Below are 20,301 nucleotides of genomic sequence, written 5' to 3' on the forward strand. Positions count from 1 at the left end.
CGACCTGCACGCGGTGAGCGATCAGGAGGCCGCCGAGTTGGCGGCAGCCCGATTGGCTCCGGACCCTCAAGCAGATGACTTTTCCGGCAACCTGCTGTTGTCCGACGACGAAGACGGGGGCGACCAGTCGGGCTTGATCTCGGTGCCCTTGCTGGGGCGCCGCCCTGCAGAGCAACACCAGCGCACGCTCGCCGTGCTGCTGGCTTTTGGTCTGGTCGTGCTCGGTGCTGTCACCTTCTTCGTGTTGAGTCAGACCGAAAAGGTCAGCCAGCAGCTCGCCGCCAGCGGCCAGGCCCTGATGCAGTCGCAGCGTCTGGCCAAAAGTGTTTCGCAGGCGTTGATCGGCAGCCCCGCCGCGTTCCCCGAAGTGCGTGACAGCTCCGACGTGTTGTCGCGCAGCTTGCGAGGCCTCAAACAAGGCGACATCGAGCTCGCCATCGACGCTTTGGGCCCTGACTATGCCGCCCGGCTGGACGAACTGCTGCCTCGAATCGACGCTGCAGAAACCAACGCCTCTGCAGTGCTCGCCCAGGAAAGCATCCTGACCCAGGTCGGCAACGCCTTGCGCACCATCAACCGCCAGTCGTCGGACCTGCTGGAGATCGCCGAGACGATTTCGTCGTTGAAGCTTCAGCAGAACGCGCCCGCCGCAGAAATTTCGGCTTCTGGTCAGCTGGTGATGTTGACGCAGCGCATCGGCAAGTCCGCGAACGAGTTTTTGACGCTGGAAGGCGTGAGCCCCGAGGCCGTGTTCCTGCTGGGCAAGGACTTGAACACCTTCAAGGAGATTGCAGAAGGTCTGCTCGGTGGTAGCGAAGAGCTGCGCCTGGCGGCGGCCCGTGACGAGCAAGTGCGCGAGCGCCTGGGTGCCTTGTTGAAACTGTACGAACAGACGCGTGTGGAGGCGGGCGCCATTCTGGGCAACCTGCAGGGCCTGGTGTCGGCCCGCGAAGCGCAGGCCAGCATCATCGCGGACAGCGAGCCTTTGCGCCTGGGACTGCAGACCCTGCAGTCAGAGCTCACCTCGCGCTCGGGTCTGAGCGGTGGGGAATTCGGAGCACTGCTTTTCTCGGCGTTGTTCGCACTGCTGTGCGCCGGTGGTCTGGCTTATGTGCAGCTGCAGGAAAGCCGCCAGCGTCAACTCACCGCTGAATCGCAGCGGGTGGCAGCCGAGTCGCTGGAGCAGGATGCCAAGCGCGTGAACGACGCCAACCAGGCCGCCATTTTGCGTTTGATGAACGAACTGCAGACGGTTGCTGAAGGCGACCTGACCCAGGAAGCCACGGTGACCGAGGACATCACCGGTGCCATTGCCGACTCGGTGAACTACACGGTGGAAGAACTGCGATCGCTGGTGGGCAACGTGCAGGCTACGGCCACACGCGTGGCGCAAACCACGTCGGCGGTGGAAAGCACCTCCACCGAACTGCTTGCCGCCTCCACCGAGCAGCTGCGCGAGATCCGCGAAACCGGTCAGTCTGTGCTGGACATGGCGCAGCGAATCAACCAGGTGTCGGGTCAGGCGCAAGAGTCGGCCACGGTGGCCCGCGCTTCGCTGCAAGCCGCCGAGTCTGGCTTGCAGGCGGTGCAGGACGCCATCGGCGGCATGAACTCGATCCGCGACCAGATCCAGGAAACCTCCAAACGCATCAAACGACTGGGTGAGTCGTCACAAGAGATTGGCGAGATCACCGAGCTGATCTCCGACATTACCGAACAGACCAACGTGCTGGCGTTGAACGCGGCCATTCAGGCGGCTTCGGCCGGTGAAGCTGGTCGCGGTTTCTCGGTGGTGGCGGAAGAGGTGCAGCGGCTGGCCGAACGCTCTGCGGACGCCACGCGCCAGATCTCGGCGCTGGTGAAGGCGATTCAGACCGACACGCAAGACGCGGTGGCCGCCATGGAGCGATCCACGCAGGGTGTGGTCGAAGGGGCCAAGCTGTCCGACAACGCCGGTACCGCACTGTCCGAGATCGACCGCGTGTCGCGCCGACTGGCCGAGCTGATCGAGCAGATTTCCAATGCGGCTTCTCGCGAAGCCGATTCGGCCAACGAGGTGGCCGGCAACATCCAGCACATTTTTGCCGTGACCGAGCAGACCGGTGAGGGCACCCGCTCCACGGCCCAGCAGGTGCGCGAACTCTCCGCCATGGCAGAAGAGCTTCGCCAGTCGGTGTCGCGATTCAAGATCGCCTGATCGCCCAGTCGGACCTTTACTCCAAGACCAACATGCTCGACACCGCCACCGACAGTCTGCAGATGGACCCACCTGTCGCCGACCTCGGTCCGTTGGCGTGGGTGTTCGAGGAGTTGCGCAAGTCGCTGGATGTGGCCAACAAGGCCATCAGACGGTTCGTGCGTGAGACCGAGCAGTCGCGCATGGACGACCTGCAGGCGGTGGATCCGGCTTCGCTGCGCCAGGCGCGCCAGTCCTTGCACCAGGCGGTGGGCGCACTGGAGATGGTGGGTCTGGGTGCGCCAGCGCATGTGTTGCGCGCCATGGAGGCGGCGGTTCAGCGGTTTGTGCAGCGACCACAGAGCTGCAACGAAGCCGCTGCAGCAAAGGTCGAGCGCGCCAGTTTTGCGTTGGTGGAGTACCTCGAAGCGGTCTTGAACAACAAGCCGGTGCAGCCCGTGGCCTTGTTCTCCCAATACCGTGAGGTGCAGGAACTGGCTGCGGCCGAGCGCGTGCACCCGGCCGATCTCTGGCCTTTTGACCACCATGGTCTGAATGTGGCGGCGCCAACCGACTGCGCACCGCTGGAATGCAACGCCGCCATCCGCTCCCTGTTTGATCGCCTGGTGTTGCTTGCTGTCAAGACGGAAAGTCTGGCGGCCGTGCAGCAGCTGGTGAAGATCTGCACCGGCCTGTCTGCAGGTGCCACAGACATCCGCGCCCGAACTTTCTGGCGTGTGGCGGCTGGCTTATTTGAGGCGGTGGCGCTGCGTTTGTTGCCCAGCGATGTGTATGTGAAGCGGGCGTTCTCGCGAATCCTGATGCAGTTTGTGACGCTGTCGCAAGGCAAGCCTCAGATTTCCGAAACCCTGCTGCACGACCTCCTGTTTTTTTGCGCCCAGCCGCGTGAGGTTTCCGCTCAACTGGCACCGCAGCTGACAGCGGTCAGGCAGGCCTTTGGCCTGGGCTCGGTGGCGGCGGTGGATTACCACGTGGCCACGCTGGGGCGCTACGACCCCGCCGTTCTCGCACAGGCGCGAAAGCGCATCAACGCGGCCAAGGAAGCGTGGTCGTTGTATTCCGGTGGGGACGCCAGCCGTGCGCGCCAGGTGGCCGATCAGTTTGGCTTGATCGGTGATTCACTGCTCAAGCTGCACCCGGCCAGCACGGTGCTGGCCCAAGCCCTGGTGAAGGCAGCGGACCATGCGGTGCGCGAGCCCGGCGGCGTGAGTCCTGAACTGGCCATGGAAGTGGCCACCACCACGCTGTACCTTGAAGCCGCCTTTGAAGACTTCGACCCCAGCGCACCCGAACTCACCGAACGCACGCAGGCGCTGGCGGATCGGCTGGATGCCGTGATGGCCGGGCAACCCGCGCAGCCGCTGGACACGTGGATGGAGCAGTTGTACCGGCGCGTGAGCGACCGCCAGACCATGGGCAGCGTGGTGGGTGAACTCAAGGTGTCCTTGGGCGAAGTTGAGAAATCGCTTGACCAGTTCTTTCGCACACCGCAGGAAAAAGCCGGTCTGCACGTGGCCGTATCGCAGCTGGCCCAAATGCGCGGCGTGCTCTCGGTGCTGGGGCTGGATCAGGCGGTTCATGCCGTCACCCGCATGCGCGCCACCGTCGAGCAGATCCTCGACACCGAGGTGGACGAAGCCATGGCGCGCGAAGCCGGAACCTTCCAGCAGTTGGGCAACAACCTGAGCGCGATGAGCCTGTTGGTGGACATGCTCAACTACCAGCCCAACCTGGCCAGAAAGCTGTTTGCGTTTGACGAAGGCAAGGGCGAGTTGCTCCCCCTCATGGGACGTGCGGTTGCCGCAGATCGGCACCACACGCCGGCGCAGAACGAAGCCCGCGCCATCAGCGAGGGTGTGCAGCAGGTCGTCAACGAAGTCCAGGGCGGCATGAACCTGGTCGATCTGAGTCAGCAACTGGATGCGCTGGCTGAGCAGGCCACGCTGGCCGAGCAGTCAGGGGTGGCGCGCGCGGCGCGAGAGGCCGCAGGTGCGGTGGTGGGCAACGACGTTGCCGCAGGGGCACAAGCGCTCGTGGGACTGTCCGAAGCTTCATTCGCGAACCGGCAACAAGAGCTTGCCGACACCACCGGCGAAGATCACGGCGAAGAGAGCGACGAAGACGATCTTCTCGACATCTTTCTCGAAGAAGCGCGGGAAGTCGTTGCGAATGGTCTGGATGCCATCGCACAACTGCAGGCTCAGCCGGGCGACCTCGAACACCTCACCACCTTGCGCCGTGCGTTTCACACCCTCAAGGGCAGTTCGCGCATGGTCGGCTTGGAAGAGTTTGGTCAGGCCGCCTGGTCGATGGAGCAACTGGTCAACACCGTGTTGGCCGAGCAACGACCCGCTGGCCAACCTTTGCTGGCGCTCACCGGGCAGGCCATGACCGACTTTGGACGGTGGGTTGACGACATCTCGGCTCGGCGCGAAGGGCACTGGAAGGCGCAGCCTTTCAAAGCCAGTGCTGACGCGATGCGTGATCAGGGCACCTTCCTGCCGCTGGCGCATGCCGAGGTCGAGGCTGAGGTCGAGGTCGTGGCACCCCCGACAGAACTCGACCCTCAGCAAGATTCACCGAGCGAGGCTTTGCATGAGCCTTCCCGTGAGTCCTCGCATGAATCACAGCCCATTTTGCCGGCCCCTGAAGCGCCTGCAGAGGTGGGGCTTGAGGGCATCGACCTGGACTTTGGCGAACCCGCCGGTGGTGGCGAACAGCCTTCGCAGGAATCCACGGAAGAGGCCGTTCAGCTCGACACCGCGTTCCTGGACTTCGAACCATCGCCAGCCCCGGATGAGCATCCCGCTCCCCAGGCGATGTTGGCCGACATCGACTTTGGCAGCCTGGCGGCGTTCTCCTCAAGTGCCGCCGCCCCGGCCGAGCAAAACGATGCCTTGCCGGAAGCGGTGGCTCCGGTTGAGCCAGAGGACGCTGCATCCGTGCTCGAAGACACGACAGTGACGGATCACGATGCGGTGCCCGAGCCGCTTGTGTCCGAGCCTTCAGAGGCTGAGCCTGCGGTGCCCGAGCCTGCGGCAGCGGAGCCTGCGGCGGGCGCCGAGGCGCTGACCGAGACCGACATGCCCGACGAGCAAACCCGGGTGATCGGGTCGCTGCGCATCGGTCTCAAGCTGTACAACGTGTACCTCAACGAAGCCGACGAGTGGTCGCGCCGCCTGTGCACCGGTCTGGCCGAGTGGGCGCTGGAGCGTCACGAGCCCGTGCCGGAGCAAACCGAGGCGCTTGCGCACTCGCTCGCCGGCAGCTCCGCCACGGTCGGATTCCAATCGCTGTCCGACATCGCCCGTGCCCTGGAACATGCCATCGGTTCGGTGAGACTTCACCAGCGGGCGGGTGCCACGGCCACAGCCGAGCAGGCCCGGTTGTTTGTTGATGCGTCCGAAGACATCCGCCGGCTGCTGCACCAGTTCGCCGCCGGGTTCCTCAAGGAGCCGGATGCGCAACTGATGGATGCGCTCTACCGGGTCGTTCACGACCCGGTGCCCGACGAGCCCATGCTGGAGGCGGACTCACAGGATGTGGACTCGCTGCAGAGCGAGCCTCTGCCTGTGGTGGACGCGCCGGTGCCCGAGGCGCACGTGGTCGAGATCGCCGCGCCCGAAGAGCCGGTGTTTGCCCACCAGGACGCCGCATCAAGTTTTGCACCCCTCACGGCCTTCGACCTGCCAGCCCTGGCCGAAACCAGCATCGATTTTGTCGCGCCCCACGCCGACACCCACCGCATCGAACACGCCGCGGTGCAGGACATCGATGACGACATCGACGTGCTGGACACGATCGATATCGACCTGTTTCCCATCTTCGCGGAAGAGGCTCAAGAACTGCTGCCTCAGCTCGAAGGCGCCTTGCGCCAGTGGGTGGCGCGCCCGGACAACGGCAGTGCCCGGTCGGAGGTGCTGCGCAATCTGCACACCCTTAAGGGCAGTGCACGCCTGGCCGGCGCGCTGCGGCTGGGTGAAATGGTTCACCGCATGGAAACCACCGCCGAGCGGTTGGGCTCCGACGTGCAGCGAGGTTCCGACCTGGAGCCCCTGCAGTCCGCGTTTGACGCCATCAGCGCCCGCTTCGATGTGCTGCGCAGCCAGGACCCAGAGTCCGACGACGTGGTGCAGACCGCGCCCGAGCAGCTCACGACCGAGCCGCTGCCTGAGGCGCCATCCCATGTCACCGAGATCCGGAGCGAGCCGATCATTGCGGTGGCCAGCCGGGGCATGGAGGGGCTCACCATGCCGGTGGCGCCCACGGCCTTGCAGGCCCGCGCCGGCGCGGCCGTGCGGGTGCGACCCGAACTGCTGGACCGCCTGGTCAACCAGGCCGGCGAGGTGATGATCACCCGCTCGCGCATGGAGTCCGAACTCGTGACCCTGCGCGGCTCGCTCAAGGACCTCACTGGCAACCTGGACCGCTTGCGGGTTCAGCTGCGCGACATCGAACTGCAGGCGGAGACGCAGATGCAGTCGCGGCTGGCTCAGGCGCGCGATGCCGATCAGTCGTTCGATCCGCTCGAATTCGACCGCTTCACCCGGGTGCAGGAACTCACCCGCATGATGGCGGAGTCGGTGAACGACGTGGCCACCGTGCAGCGCAACCTGCAGCGCGCGGTGGAATCGACCGAAGACAGCCTGGTCGCCCAAGGCCGGCAGACCCGGGAGTTGCAGCGCGATCTGTTGCGCACGCGCATGGTGGAATTCGAAGGCATCTCCGAGCGGCTCTACCGCGTGGTGCGCCAGGCGTCCAAGGAAACCGGCAAGCAGGTGCGTCTGGACATCACCGGCGGCAATATCGAAATGGACCGTGGCGTGCTGGACCGCATGACCGCCGCTTTCGAGCACCTGCTGCGCAACAGCGTGGTGCACGGCATCGAGACACCCGAAGCCCGAGCGGCTGCCGGCAAACCAACGGAAGGTCAGATCGAGATCACGCTGGCGCAGGAACTCAATGACGTGTCGGTTGTCTTTGCCGACGACGGCGCAGGTCTGGACCTGGTGCGCCTGCGCGAGAAGGCTGCAGCCCAGGGCTTGATCGACATGGGTGCAGAGATCAGCGATGCGCACGCCGCGCAACTCGTGTTCGAGCCCGGCATCAGCACCGCGCGTGAAGTCTCCGAACTGGCCGGCAGGGGCATCGGCATGGATGTGGTGCGCAACGACGTGGTGGCACTCGGTGGCCGGATTGAAACCGCCACCCAGGCCGGGCAGGGCACCAACTTCAAGCTGGTGCTGCCGCTGACCACCGCCGTGACGCAGGTGGTGATGCTGCGCGCGGGCGCTCTCACCTTGGGCGTGCCGTCCAACCTGGTGGAGCTGGTGCGCCGCGTGAGCGCCGACGAACTCAACAAGGCCTATGCCAGCGGGTCACTCACGGTGGCGGGCGAAGAGGTTCCGTTCTTCTGGGCTGGGGCTTTGCTGCAGTCGTCGGTGCAATCGCTGGAGAACAAGGGCCGCACGCTGCCGGTGATGATTTTCCGAAGCGCTGCACAGCGCATGGCCATGCACGTGGACGAGGTCCTGGGCAACCAGGAAGTCGTGGTGAAAAACCTGGGCTCGCAGTTGTCGCGTCTGCCCGGTCTGGCGGGCATGTCGGTGCTGGCATCGGGTGCCGTGGCCCTGATTTACAACCCGGTGGCCCTGGCCACGGTGTACGGCGAGCAGGTGCGCGGCTGGGTGGCGAGCCGGCAGCACGCAGTGCAGTCCATGCCTGCGGACACACCGGCGCCGGTGGACATGGCGGTCAATGCCGTGCCGCTGGTGCTGGTGGTGGACGACTCCATCACCGTTCGTCGTGTGACCCAACGCCTGTTGCAGCGCGAGGGTTACCGGGTCACGCTGGCAGCCGATGGTCTGCAGGCACTTGAGAAGCTGCAGGCCGAGAGGCCCACCGTGGTGTTGTCCGATATCGAGATGCCGCGCATGGATGGCTTCGACCTCGTGCGCAACATCCGCAACGATGCGCGGCTGGCGGATTTGCCGGTGATCATGATCACGTCGCGCATCGCGGAGAAACACCGCGAGCACGCCCGCGACCTGGGTGTGGATCACTACCTCGGCAAGCCGTACTCCGAGGACGAGTTGCTGGCCCTGATCGGCCACTACGCCAAAGCCGCGGTCGAGGCCTGAACCGCCTTCAGCCCAGGCAGCCCCGCGCGTCCACGCGGACGATGCGTTCCACCTGACCGGCGGCCAGCCCGCCGCGCACACCGACCATGAAGTCGTGCAGGTTGACCGTGGGGTCGCAGTGCCCCGGCACCAGCCAGACCACCTCGCCCAGGGCCGGCAGGGGTGCACTGCCTTCGGCGCGCAACACGCCGTGCTCGTCGCCGCCGCTGCTGTAGTTCAACCCGGGCGGAAACCACACGCTGGGCATGCCGCTGTCGATGGCGTGGCTCTTGTGGCCCGCGTCGCACACCGCGTGAGCGGCGTTGAGGCTCATCACCTGGCTTTTCACGAACAGGGCGTGTTCAAACACGGGAGCCAGCGGGGTGGCTTCGTTGCTGGCGTAGTCGGCGTCCATGAACAGATAGGAGCCCGCTTGCAGTTCGCCCCACACGCCGCTGCCGGCCTCCAGCGAGAAGGTGCCGGTGCCCGCACCAGTGACCAGCGGCACCGGGAAGCCGGCGGTTTGCAAGGTGTGGCAGGTGGCTTGCACGGCGCGGGTGGCTGCGGCCATGGCCTCGGCGCGCTCTGCCGCCGTGCGGCGGTGCTGCGCGCCGCCGTGGTAAGCCTGCAGCCCGGCAAAGCGCAGCGCCGGGCTTGCGGCGATCGCCTGGACCAGCGCCACCGCCGCAGCGCCCGGCGCCACGCCGCAGCGACCTTGGCCCACGTCGATTTCCACCAGCACGTCCAGGCTGGCAGGCGCATCCACACCGGCGGCGTGCAAGGCTTGCGCCAGGCGCGTCACGCCCAGCGTGCTGTCGACCGCGATGGAAAAGCGGGTGGGCAGGTCGCGCACCGCCTGTGCCAGGCGCAGCAGTTTGGGCGCAGCGATCACTTCGTTGCTGATGTAGATGTTGCGCACGCCAGCATGGGCCAGCGCCAGCGCTTCGTCGGTCTTCTGCACGCACACGCCCACCGCGCCATGGGCCATCTGCAACTGCGCCAGTTCGGCGCTCTTGTGCATCTTGGCGTGGGGTCGCAGGCGCAGGCCGCGTTCGGCGGTAAAGGCGGCCATGCGCGCGAGGTTGCGGTCCATGGCGTCGAGGTCGATCACCAGTGATGGTGTGTCGATGGCCGCCACGCCATGGCCGATCCAGGCCTGCGCGCGGTGCCAGCGCGTCCATGGTGCGGATTCATGCATGGCGTTCATCCAGGGTGGTCTTGCCGTGTTCGGATTGCAGATGGCCGGCGTCGGCCCAGCCCACCAGACTCAGGCCTTCGGGCGACCACAGCAGGCGGTTGATGGCGGTGTTGGTCAGCTCCCAACTGCGTGGCGCCTGCAAGCCCAGGCGCGTGGCGGCGCGGTACAGGATGTCCAGCACGCCGCCGTGCGCCACCATGAGAATCTGCTCGCCAGGGTGGCGCGCGGCGATCTCCTGCACGGTGGACACGACGCGCGCCTCGAGCTGCAACAGCGACTCGCCACCAGTGGGCGCGAAGTCGGGGACGCGCTTGCGCCAGGCCAGCGATTCTTCAGGGAAGCGATGTTCCAGCTCGGCCCAGGTGTGGCCTTCAAAGCGCCCGAAGCAGCGTTCGCGCAGGCCGGTGTGTGTGGTGACGTTCTGGCCCCGGGTGCGGGCCACCGCTTGCGCGGTCTCCAGGGCACGCAGCAGGTCGCTGGCATGGCAGGCGTCGATGGGTTCGTCGCGCAGGGCGTCTGCCAGCCGGGTGGCCTGCCAGCGGCCATGTTCGTTGAGTTCGATGTCGGTGTGACCCTGGATACGGGTGTCGCGGTTCCAGGCGGTTTCACCGTGGCGCACGGCCAGGATGCGGGTGACTTGCAAAGGGGATCCTTGAAGGCGGTCGGAAGCCTGCAACTGTACCGGCGGCGCCACTCTCGCGGGCGATGCAAGCCTTGAAAACACGGGGTATGCGAGACAATCCGAGGCATGACGCTGTCGCCATCTCCGTCCGACGGGGATTTTTCAACCCTGTTCAGTTTTCTGCCGATCGGGGCCTACCGCAGCTCGCCCGACGGACTGATGCTGCGCGCCAACCAGGCGCTGGTGCGGCTTAACGGGTACGACGATGAAGCGCAGTTGCTCATGGGCGTGAGAGACATCGCCACCGAGTGGTATGTGCAGCCGGGGCGGCGTGCGGAATTTGTGGCCACCTTGATTCGCGATGGTTTCGTCAAGGGCTTCGTGTCCGAGATCTGGCGCCACAAAACCCGAGACCGGGTGTGGATCAGCGAGAACGCGCATGTGGTGCGCGACGGTTCGGGTCAGGTGCTGTTTTTTGAAGGGACGGTCGAGGACATCACCGACCGCATCCGGGTGCAGGAAGCGCTGCGCCAGAGCCAGGAGCAGCTCAAACTCGTCACCGACCAGATGCCCGGGATGGTCTTCTCGCTGTACCAGCCGCGCCAGGGGCCGCGCACCTACCATTTTGTGAGTTCGGGGGTGCGTGATATCTACGAGTTCGCCCCCGAGGACTTGCTGCGCGACCCGATGCTGATCACCCGGTACCGCCACCCCGACGACGCCCACGACCTGGACCTTGAAGTTGACGCCGTGATGCGTGCCCCGGTGAGCCTGTCGAAGGAGTTCCGTGTCGTGATGCCCGACGGCCGCATCAAATGGATCTACAAACGATCCAGCGCCGTGGAGTTCGACAGCGAAGGCACCCGGCGTGTGGGCGTGCTGCTCGACATCACCGACCGCAAGGAGGCCGAAGCCGCCTTGCACGCCAGTGAAACGCTCTGGAAGCTGGCGCTGGAGAGTGCGGGGGATGGCGTGTGGGACTGGAACATCCGCACCGGTGAAGAGTTCTTCTCCAGCAGCATCAAGGCGATGTTCGGGTATGCCGACGACGACATTGCCAACCTCTCGGCCGAACTCGACGCCCGCACCCACCCCGACGATATGGCCCAGATGCAGTTGGATCGCCAGGCCCACTTTGACGGCCTCGTGCCGGTCTATCGCAACGAGCACCGCATCCGCTGCAAGGACGGGCGCTGGAAGTGGGTGCTGTCGCGCGGCGTGGTGATCGCGCGCGACGACAGCGGCCAACCTCTGCGCATGGTGGGCACCCACACCGACATCACCGAGCTCAAGCAAGCCGAAGCCCAGCAGCATGCGCTTGAAGTGCAGTTGCGCGAATCGCAAAAAATGGAGGCCATCGGCACGTTGGCCGGTGGTGTGGCGCACGACTTCAACAACCTGCTCGCCGCCATTCTGGGCAACCTGGTGCTGGCGCGAGAAGACGTAGGCCAACACCATCCTGCGCAGGAAAGCCTGAACGAAATCAGCCGCGCGGCGATCCGGGCGCGCCAGCTGGTGCAGCAGATCCTGACCTTCAGCCGGCGCCAGACGCAGGAAATGCAGCGCCAGCCACTCAAGCCGCTGGTGGAAGAAGCACTTGGTTTGATGCGATCGTTGCTGCCCGCCGGCCTCAAGCTGGTCACGCGTCTGCCATCGCAAGGCATGCAGGTGCTGGCCGACGCCACGCAAATGCAGCAGGTGCTCATGAACCTGTGCACCAACGCCTGGCAGTCCATGGAGGGCGGATCGGGCGACATCACGGTCGCGCTGCGCGAGGTGCAGCTGGACGCCTCGCAGGCCTTGCAGCTCGGCGGCTTGTCCAGCGGTGCCTATGCGTGCCTGAGCGTGGCAGACAACGGCCCGGGCATCGATCTCGAGACGCAGCGCCGCATCTTCGAGCCGTTTTTCACCACCAAGGCGCCCGGCGCCGGCACCGGCCTGGGCCTGGCGGTGGTGCACGGCATTGTCAAAGCGCATCGCGGCGCCATCGACCTGCATTCCCAGCCCGGCGAAGGCACGCGCTTTGACGTGTACCTGCCGCTGGCTGCGGCCGCCGAGGTGGCGGACACGCCGGCCATCACGGCAGAGGTGTCATCCACACCCGCCGCCGCCCCGCTGCCCGGCAAGCACGTGGTCTACATCGACGACTACGAGGCGCTGGTGTTTCTGGTCGGGCGCCTGCTGCGCAAGCAGGGCCACCAGGCCACCACCTTTGAGTCGGGTGAGGCGGCCATCGACTGGATGCGAAAGCACCCCGAAGTGAGCGTGGACCTGGTGGTGAGCGACCAGAACATGCCGGGGCTCTCGGGTGTGGAAACCGCCATCGAGATCCACCGACTGCGACCCAGGCTCAAGATCGCCATCATTTCTGGGCATGTGAACGACCGTCTGTTGACCGATGCCAGCGCAGCCGGTGTGAGCGACGTGATGGGCAAACAGGACAGCATGGACGCGCTGGGTGAGGCCATTCGCGGCCTGCTGGAGTCGGGGGGCTGAAGGCCCGCCCGGGCCATCAGCCGCTCAGCGCGGCACTTCGATGTTGACCTGCCGCAGCCCGGCCGGTGGCGCCGGGAAATCGCGCAGCGCCGCATCCAGCATCGCCATCCACAAAGGGTTCGAACTGTTCCAGCGGCCATCGTGCGCCGCGCGGGTCTCGTACACCACCCGCCCGCTGGCCGCGTGGCGGATCACCAGCGACACCTCGCGCTGGTAGTAGGGCGTGTCCATGCGCAGGAAGAGCGGGGCATAGACGATCTGGCCAGTGCCTGTGACCACGTAGTCGCGCCCCGGGAATCCAAAGCCGTGCCCAAAACCACCACCCCAGTAGCCATCAAACGGGCTCTCCCACGGCGCGCGTGGCAAGCGCAAGGTGGCGCCGCTGACCTCCACCGTCCAGGGCGCGGTGACGCCTGCTGCGGCGGGCGTCCAGCCCACCTTGGCCAGCGCGATGGCGGCCAGTTTTTCCAGTTCGTCCTGACCAGCGCCAGAGCGGCTGTCCTGCTGCGAGGGCAAACGGTCGAAGCGGTACACCTGCGGCGCCTGCGGAATGGGAGTCGTCGCGCCGCTCGGGGTGGGCCGATCGGCCCAGCGCGCGTAGCTCTGCACCTGGTTGTCCACCAGGAACACGCTGGCGCAACCGCTGAGGGCGAGCAGTGCACCTGCGGCAGCGGCCGCCCTGAACAGGCTGGCCCAGGGGCGGTGGGAAGTCGGTGTCGTCATGAAGTCTCCTTGGAGAGCGGCACGCGCCAGGCCCGATGCCTTCAGTACGCCGTCGAAATCGATATGACCGTGCGCGTGGTGCTTGCGTTCCCCGGCGTGTCTGGCTCGTCTGACAAGAGGGGCGGCACCGCGCTGGGCAGCGGCTCGTCATCAAACGCCTTGTCGCCGTCCTCGCTGGCCTCACCGGTGGCGCGGATGGTCTGGAACGGGAACAGCGAGCGGTCCATCAAATGGCTGGGCACGATGTTCTGCAGCGCAGAAAACATGTTTTCCACGCGGCCCGGAAAACGCTTCTCCCAGTCTTTCAGCATCAGGCCCACCTGCTTGCGCTGCAGGTTTTCCTGGCTGCCGCACAGCGTGCACGGAATGATGGGAAATTCACGCACTTCGGCCCAGCGCGTGAGGTCCTTCTCGGCCACATAGGCCATGGGGCGAATCACCACATGCTGCCCGTCGTCGCTCACCAGCTTGGGCGGCATGCCCTTGAGCTTGGCGCCAAAAAACATGTTGAGCAACAGGGTCTGCAGGATGTCGTCGCGGTGGTGGCCCAGCGCGATCTTGGTCGCCCCCAGCTCGCTGGCCACGCGGTACAGGATGCCGCGGCGCAACCGCGAGCACAGGCTGCACATGGTCTTGCCCTCGGGGATCACGCGCTTGACGATGGAGTAGGTGTCCTGGTTCTCGATGTGGAACTTCACGCCCAGTTTCGTGAGGTAGGCCGGCAGGATGTCGGCCGGAAAACCGGGCTGCTTCTGGTCGAGGTTGACCACGATCATCTCGAAGTGGATCGGCGCGCGCGCCTGCAGCTTCTGCAGGATGTCGAGCATGGCGTAGCTGTCCTTGCCGCCCGAGAGGCAGACCATCACGCGGTCGCCTTCCTCGATCATGTTGAAGTCCACGATCGCGCGGCCGACCTCGCGGCACAGGCGTTTTTCGAGTTTGTGGTTTTCGTGTTCGGTGTTCATGGGTGTTCTCACCACTGACCGCTTTCCATGCGGATCGCGACCTCGCAGTCGTCAAAAATTTCCAGCTTGGCGATCTTCACGCGCACGCCGATCACGCCGGGCATCTGCATCAGGCGGCGGGTGAGTTTGCCGATCAGGCTCTCCAGCAGGTTCACGTGTTCGGCGGTGCACTCGTCGATGATGAGCTGGCGCACCTTGCGGTAGTCGAGCACGTGGCCGATGTCGTCGTCGTGCGGCAGCAGGGGCTGCGTGCCCTGGTTGAGCTCGGCGTCCACCTGGATCGGCTGCGGTGCCGATTTTTCGTGGTCGAGGATGCCCAGATTGGCGTTGAAGCGCAGGCCGGTGAGTGCGAGGATTTGTGTGCCGGCGTAGGTGGCGGTCATGGGCGTCGGTCCGGGTTACATGAGCGAAAAATCGCGCTCGAAGCGCATGAGGTGCTGGCCACCGTCCACCAGCAGCGTGGTGCCGGTGATGGACTGGTTGCTCAGCGCGAAGGCCACGGTGGCGGCCACGTCGTCGGGTGTTGACGAACGGCCCAGCGGCGACTGCTGGTGGAGTGCTGCGAACTGCTCGTCGCTGAGCAGGTGGCTGGTGAGCGTGAGGCCGGGCGCCACGCCCACCACGCGCACGCGCGGGGCGAGTGCCAGCGCGAGCATGGTGTTGGCGGCTTCCAGCGCAGCCTTGGAGAGCGTGTAGCTGAAGAAGTCGGGGTTCATGTTCCAGAGCTTCTGGTCGAGCAGGTTGACCACGGCGCCGCGGGCGTCGCGCTGGCTCAGGTGCGCGTGCAGCGCCTGGGCCAGCAGCACGGCAGCGCCGGTGTTGGCGCGCAGGTGGGTTTCCATGGCCGCGAAGCCGAAGCTCTCGGCGCTGTCGTTCTCGAAGGTGGAGGCGCTGTTGACCACCGCGTCGATCTGCCCGAAGTGCGCCACCACGGCCGGCAGCAGCGCGCGCACGCTCGTCTCATTGGCCAGATCGGCGAAGAAGGGGGCGGCGCTGTTCGCGCGGCCGGTGAGGGCGTTGCAGTCGGCGACGGTCTGCTGCGCATCGGTCACCGAGTGGCGGTGGTGCACGGCCACGTTCCAGCCGGCGCGCGCCAGCGTGAGCGCGATCTCGCGGCCCAGGCGCTTGCCCGCGCCGGTCACGAGCACGGTGCGCGCGGCCACGGTGGTGGGGGACTCAGAGGAGGGCATTGGGCGACAATCCGGGGGTGCAGACCCCCATGGCAACAGAACCGGTGAGTTTAACGAGCGACCTCCTCGCGCGGGTGGTCGGGGCCATCGCACAAGCCGGGGGCTGGTTGCCGTTCGACCACTTCATGGCCATGGCCTTGTACGAGCCCGGTTTGGGCTACTACGCCAATGCCTCGGCCAAGTTCGGCCACACGCCGCAGGGCGGCAGCGACTTCGTGACCGCGCCCGAACTCACGCCGCTCTTTGGCCACACCCTGGCCCGCCAGGTGGCCCAGGCGCTGGACGCCACCGGCACCGATGCCGTGTGGGAGTTCGGCGCCGGCACCGGTGCGCTGGCGCTGCAGGTCATCGAGGCCCTGACCGCCCAAGGACGCCCGCTGCGCCGTTACACCATCGTCGATCTTTCGGGCAGCCTGCGCGAGCGCCAGCGCGCCACACTGGCCGAGCACGCCGATGTGGTGCACTGGGCCGACGCATTGCCCGAACGCATGGCCGGCGTGGTGCTGGGCAACGAGGTGCTCGATGCGATGCCGGTGCAGCTGCTGGCGCGTGTGGGCGGCGAATGGTTCGAGCGCGGCGTGGCGCGGCACGAAGACCGGCTGGTCTGGGCCGACCGACCCACCGACTCGCGCCCGCCGCTGGAGGTGCCCGGTGAGCACGACTATGTGACCGAGATCCACCCGCAGGCCGAGGCCTTTGTGCGCACCCTGGCCGACCGGCTGCAGCGCGGCGCGGCGTTTTTTCTCGACTACGGTTTCCCCGAGGCCGAGTACTTCCACCCGCAGCGCCACATGGGCACGCTGATCTGCCACCGCGCGCACCAGAGCGACAGCAACCCACTGGCTGACGTGGGCCAGAAGGACATCACAGCGCATGTGAACTTCACCGGCATTGCCCTGACCGCGCAGGACGCAGGCCTGCAAGTGATGGGCTACACCAGCCAGGGCCGCTTTCTGCTGAACTGCGGTCTGCTGACACTGGCCCAGGCCGCCGATGTGCGGCAGAACGCGATGATGCAGAAGCTGCTCAACGAACACGAGATGGGCGAGCTGTTCAAGGTCATCGCGCTGGCCCCCGCCGCCAGCGCGCAGGGCTGGCTGCCCCTGGGTTTTTCGGCCGGCGACCGCACCCACAGGCTCTGAGCATGATCCGCTGGATGATCGTCATCTTCCTGGCCCTGCTGCTCATCAGCTGGTTCACGCCGATGCTGCGCCGGCTGGGTTTTGGCCGGCTGCCGGGTGACGTGCGCTTCAAGGCCTTCGGGCGCGACTGGAACCTGCCATTCGCCACCACCATCGTGCTGAGCATGCTGGCCAGCCTCATCAGCCACCTGGTCTGAAGCACCCACGGAGGCCCACCGCCATGTCCCCTGACGTTCTCGAAACCGGCCGATTGCTCGCCGATGTGGGCGGCACCAACGCCCGGTTTGCGTGGCAGGCCGATGCCGGCGCACCCCTGACCGATGTGCGCGTGTTGCCCGCCGCCGACTTCCCCACGCTGCAGACCGCCATGCACGCCTACCTGGCGGGTCTGGGGCGCGGCCGGCCGGCCATGGCGGCCATCGCCATCGCCAACCCCATCACCGGTGACCAGGTCCGCATGACCAACCACCACTGGGCGTTTTCGCAGGCGGCGCTGAAGGCCGAGTTCGGCCTGGCCCACCTGCGCCTGCTCAACGACTTCACCGCCCTGGCGCTGGCGCTGCCCGATCTGCCGGCTGGCGAGCTGCGTCAGGTGGGTGGGGGCGTGGGCCAGCCCGACAAGGCCCGGGCCTTGCTCGGCGCGGGCACGGGCCTGGGGGTCTCCGGTCTGGTGCCCGATGGTGCGGGTGGCTGGGTGCCGCTGGAGGGCGAGGGCGGCCATGTGACCTTGCCGGCCGTGAGCGCGCGCGAGCGGCTGGTGATGGACGGGCTTGCGCGGCTGCACGGCCGCGCCTCGGCCGAGCGGCTGTGCAGCGGTCAGGGTTTGGTGGACGCGTTCACGCTGCTGTGCGAGGCCGACGGTGTGGCCCTGAGTGGCCTGAGTTCGGCGGCCGCGGTGACCGACGCCGCCTTGAAAGCGCGCCAGCCCCAGGCGCTGGAAGCGCTCAACATGCTGTGCGCGATGCTGGGCTCGGTGGCGGGCAACCTGGCGCTCACACTGGGTGCGCGCGGCGGGGTGTACATCGGCGGCGGCATCGTGCCGCGCCTGGGCAGCTGGTTCGACACCTCGCCGTTTCGCCAGCGCTTCGAGGCCAAGGGCCGTTTTCAGGGCTACCTCAAAGACATCCCCGTGTGGGTGATCACGTCCGACCAGTCGCCGGCCCTGCTGGGCGCAGCACGCGCGCTCGCTGCGCTGCGCTGATCCGCTGATCCGCCGACCAGCGGCTTGCCTGAAGGCCTGCACAGTCCAGCTCTCCCGGCAGACAGATCGAGCCGGTGCTGTGACAGTGAGGGAACATTGGCTTGGAGACAAGCCGCGGCCCGCCGTCGTTCAAGGTTCACCATGATCCCCGCCCCCATCCCCGACAACGAAGATGCGCGTCTGAAGGCCTTGCGCGATTTGCTCGTGCTCGATACGCCCGCCGAAGAGCGCTACAACAGCATCGTCGAGTTCGCGGCCGCCGAGTTCAATGTGCCCATGGTGCTGATCTCGCTGGTGGACAACGACCGCCAGTGGTTCAAGGCCAGCGTTGGCCTGGACGTGTGCGAGACCTCGCGCGATGTCGCCTTCTGCGGCCACGCCATCCTGACATCCGACACCATGGTCGTGCCCGACGCGCTGGACGATCTTCGCTTCATGGACAACCCGTTGGTGCTCGGCGATCCGCACATCCGCTTTTACGCGGGCGCGCCACTGGAGTTGCCGGGTGGCGAGGTGGTGGGCACCTTGTGCCTCCTTGACAGCGAGCCCCGGCACTTTGAACCCGCCGAGATGCAGACCCTGGGCGCCCTGCGCTCGCTGGTGGTGGACCAGCTGATGACCGCCGCCGTGCTCGCCTGAAACCATCCCTGCGGGCTGCCGTGGCCCGCTGCGCTAAGCTGTGTTCGTGTCCGCGTCCTTCCCCACCCAAGGAGCCCTCATGAACCCGCCCGCCTTGCGCATCGCTCTTGTGTTCAACCCCGAAGACCAGACCTGGATGCGCCGCAGTTCACTGGCCGTTCCCGACTTCTGGCGCGGCCATGGGGTGGCGCCGGTGCCGGGCGATGTGTTCCGCCTCGGTGGGCGCCAGTTCACCGTGCAGGGCCGTTTGTGGGAGCTCGACGGGGAGGGCACCGTGCTGCGGGTGTTTGTGGGCAGCGCGCACGCCGAGAGCGACTCGGTGTTCGGCTGACCCCTCACGGCAGGGACGATTCAGTCGTCCTGCAGGTTCCACTGAAAGCCGCAGCGCTTGCAGCACACCGGCACCAGCCGCTGGGCCGCCAGGCGCCGGTCATCCACCTCTTGCAATTTGAGCAGACCGTAGGCCTGGCACTGGGCGCAGTTGGCCTGGTTGGCCATTTCTTCGGCGTGCATGAGCAAATACAAATAGCGGCGCATGGACCACAGCGCGATGGCCGCGCACACCAGCACGAAGGCGGTGTTCATGAGTTTTTCGCTCACGCTGGCGCCGCGAAACGCTTCGAAGCTGGCCATCATGGCCACCGCCGAAATCAGCGCCAGCGCCATGTGCGCGTGGCTCGACAGCAGCTCACGCTCGTACCACTTGCGAAAGCCCACCCGCTGGATGCCGTCGGCCAGGGGGCGGTTGAGGGGGTTGCGAGCGGTCATGGTGGGCTCCTGATCGCCGCATGGTGTCACAGCCCTGCCAGCCCTGCCCACAGGCGGGGCAATCGCCTGCCGGTGCGCTGGCCTCAGGCCTCGGCGAGCTGCTGCAAGGGGAAGGCGGGCGCCTTGCCTTCGCGGTCCTGGCCGGCGTACACCGTCATGTGCGGGTACGGGATCTCGATGCCGTGGGCGTCGAACGCGGCCTTGAGCCGGCGCAGGTATTCGCGTTTGACGCCCCACTGCTCCAGCGGCAGCGTGCGGAAGCGGCAGCGGATCACCACGGCCGAGTCGGCCCAGCTGTCCACACCGGCCATCTCCAGGTCGGCCATGATCTTGTGTTGAAAGTCGGGGTCTGCCCGCATCTCGGCCGCCACACCGCGCATGACGCCCATCACCTCGTCCACGTTCTCCCGGTAGGCCACGCCAATGTCCATCACCGCATTGCTGAAGCCGCGTGTCATGTTGATCACGGTGGTGATGTGGCCGTTGGGCACGTAGTGCACGTTGCCGTCGTAGTCGCGCAGTTGCACGTAGCGCAGCGTGACCACCTCCACCGAGCCCGCGTGGTCGCCGATCTTCACCACGTCGCCCTGGCGGATCTGGTTCTCCAGCAGGATGAAAAAACCGGTGAAGAAATCCTTCACCAGGCTCTGCGCACCAAAGCCCACCGCCAGGCCCACCACACCGGCCGCGCCCAGGATGGGCGCCACCGACACGCCGAGTTCGGCCAGCACCAGCATGCCGGCGATCAGGCTCACCACCACCGTGGCGAGGTAACGGAACACGCGCCCCAGGGTCTCGGCGCGTTTGGCCGATTCGCGGTCGTCCATGCGGCTGGCGATGCGTTCGCGCAGGGTGCGGATGCCGCGCTGCACCACCTTGATCAGCAACCACGCAGCCACAACGATGAGGGTCACGCGCAGCAGAACGGTGGCCGCGCCGCCCAGGTTGGCCCACCCTTGGGCTGCGATGTCGATCAGGTTGTCGTTCATGGAGGTCCTCCGGTTCGTGAAAAGGCAACGCTCACGCCGGCCCGCAGGCCAG

Annotated in this window: 16 protein-coding genes; 8 read left to right on the top strand and 8 right to left on the bottom strand. The window is 66.4% G+C overall.

Annotated elements, in window-relative coordinates:
- The first annotated feature begins 4 nt into the window (after nt 1-4).
- Together ACN4F8_RS20300 and ACN4F8_RS20305 are read left to right on the top strand one after the other, a co-directional pair.
- Nucleotides 5-2,197 (top strand): methyl-accepting chemotaxis protein, encoded by a 2,193-nt coding sequence (locus tag ACN4F8_RS20300; protein WP_419475265.1) that lies wholly within the window; start codon nt 5-7, stop codon nt 2,195-2,197.
- Between the two features lie 32 nt (nt 2,198-2,229).
- The gene (locus ACN4F8_RS20305) at nt 2,230-8,337 is read left to right on the top strand and encodes an Hpt domain-containing protein (protein WP_419475228.1); all 6,108 of its coding nucleotides are present in this window, start codon (nt 2,230-2,232) and stop codon (nt 8,335-8,337) included.
- Between the two features lie 7 nt (nt 8,338-8,344).
- Here the strand turns inward: ACN4F8_RS20305 and ACN4F8_RS20310 are convergent, their stop codons facing one another.
- Together ACN4F8_RS20310 and ACN4F8_RS20315 are read right to left on the bottom strand one after the other, a co-directional pair.
- Entirely contained in the window at nt 8,345-9,514 is a 1,170-nt protein-coding gene (locus tag ACN4F8_RS20310; protein ID WP_419475229.1) for a DSD1 family PLP-dependent enzyme, read from the bottom strand.
- Nucleotides 9,507-10,157 (bottom strand): histidine phosphatase family protein, encoded by a 651-nt coding sequence (locus ACN4F8_RS20315; protein ID WP_419475230.1) that lies wholly within the window; start codon nt 10,155-10,157, stop codon nt 9,507-9,509. The genes ACN4F8_RS20310 and ACN4F8_RS20315 overlap by 8 nt, the downstream gene beginning before the upstream one ends.
- A gap of 105 nt (nt 10,158-10,262) precedes the next feature.
- Here ACN4F8_RS20315 and ACN4F8_RS20320 point away from each other — a divergent pair, with 105 nt between their 5' ends.
- Nucleotides 10,263-12,632 (top strand): PAS domain-containing protein, encoded by a 2,370-nt coding sequence (locus ACN4F8_RS20320; RefSeq protein WP_419475231.1) that lies wholly within the window; start codon nt 10,263-10,265, stop codon nt 12,630-12,632.
- Between the two features lie 24 nt (nt 12,633-12,656).
- Here ACN4F8_RS20320 and ACN4F8_RS20325 read toward each other — a convergent pair whose 3' ends face one another.
- Genes ACN4F8_RS20325 through ACN4F8_RS20340 form a run of 4 tightly spaced genes read right to left on the bottom strand, consistent with a single transcriptional unit; the run spans nt 12,657 to nt 15,510 of the window.
- Entirely contained in the window at nt 12,657-13,355 is a 699-nt protein-coding gene (locus ACN4F8_RS20325; RefSeq protein ID WP_419475232.1) for a hypothetical protein, read from the bottom strand.
- Nucleotides 13,356-13,396: 41 nt separating this feature from the next.
- Nucleotides 13,397-14,320 carry a tRNA 2-thiocytidine(32) synthetase TtcA gene (gene ttcA, locus ACN4F8_RS20330; RefSeq protein ID WP_419475233.1) on the bottom strand — a complete coding sequence of 308 codons (924 nt, stop codon included), beginning with the start codon at nt 14,318-14,320 and terminating at the stop codon, nt 13,397-13,399.
- 8 nt (nt 14,321-14,328) lie between these two features.
- Complete coding sequence (locus ACN4F8_RS20335; protein ID WP_419475234.1) at nt 14,329-14,703, bottom strand: dihydroneopterin aldolase; 375 nt, start codon at nt 14,701-14,703, stop codon at nt 14,329-14,331.
- A 15-nt stretch (nt 14,704-14,718) separates the two neighbouring features.
- Nucleotides 14,719-15,510: an SDR family oxidoreductase gene (locus ACN4F8_RS20340; protein WP_419475235.1), complete on the bottom strand. Its 792-nt coding sequence runs from the start codon at nt 15,508-15,510 to the stop codon at nt 14,719-14,721.
- Nucleotides 15,511-15,539: 29 nt separating this feature from the next.
- Between ACN4F8_RS20340 and ACN4F8_RS20345 the strand changes: the two genes are divergently transcribed.
- The 5 genes from ACN4F8_RS20345 to ACN4F8_RS20365 all read left to right on the top strand — a co-directional run bounded on the left by ACN4F8_RS20345 (nt 15,540) and on the right by ACN4F8_RS20365 (nt 18,823).
- Complete coding sequence (locus ACN4F8_RS20345) at nt 15,540-16,652, top strand: class I SAM-dependent methyltransferase (protein ID WP_419475236.1); 1,113 nt, start codon at nt 15,540-15,542, stop codon at nt 16,650-16,652.
- A 2-nt stretch (nt 16,653-16,654) separates the two neighbouring features.
- Nucleotides 16,655-16,849 carry a DUF2905 domain-containing protein gene (locus ACN4F8_RS20350; RefSeq protein WP_419475237.1) on the top strand — a complete coding sequence of 65 codons (195 nt, stop codon included), beginning with the start codon at nt 16,655-16,657 and terminating at the stop codon, nt 16,847-16,849.
- Nucleotides 16,850-16,872: 23 nt separating this feature from the next.
- Nucleotides 16,873-17,853 (top strand): glucokinase, encoded by a 981-nt coding sequence (gene glk / locus ACN4F8_RS20355; protein ID WP_419475238.1) that lies wholly within the window; start codon nt 16,873-16,875, stop codon nt 17,851-17,853.
- A 141-nt stretch (nt 17,854-17,994) separates the two neighbouring features.
- A complete protein-coding gene (locus tag ACN4F8_RS20360; RefSeq protein ID WP_419475239.1) occupies nt 17,995-18,492 on the top strand; it encodes a GAF domain-containing protein in 498 nt (165 codons plus the stop codon).
- A 79-nt stretch (nt 18,493-18,571) separates the two neighbouring features.
- Nucleotides 18,572-18,823: a hypothetical protein gene (locus ACN4F8_RS20365; protein WP_419475240.1), complete on the top strand. Its 252-nt coding sequence runs from the start codon at nt 18,572-18,574 to the stop codon at nt 18,821-18,823.
- Nucleotides 18,824-18,843: 20 nt separating this feature from the next.
- Here ACN4F8_RS20365 and ACN4F8_RS20370 read toward each other — a convergent pair whose 3' ends face one another.
- Nucleotides 18,844-19,260, bottom strand: a complete 417-nt coding sequence (locus ACN4F8_RS20370) for a hypothetical protein (RefSeq protein ID WP_419475241.1) — start codon at nt 19,258-19,260, stop codon at nt 18,844-18,846.
- A gap of 83 nt (nt 19,261-19,343) precedes the next feature.
- Nucleotides 19,344-20,249 carry a mechanosensitive ion channel family protein gene (locus ACN4F8_RS20375; RefSeq protein WP_419475242.1) on the bottom strand — a complete coding sequence of 302 codons (906 nt, stop codon included), beginning with the start codon at nt 20,247-20,249 and terminating at the stop codon, nt 19,344-19,346.
- Between the last annotated feature and the right edge of the window lie 52 nt (nt 20,250-20,301).

This window comes from Hydrogenophaga sp. (assembly GCF_048549895.1).
Classification (GTDB): domain Bacteria; phylum Pseudomonadota; class Gammaproteobacteria; order Burkholderiales; family Burkholderiaceae_C; genus Hydrogenophaga.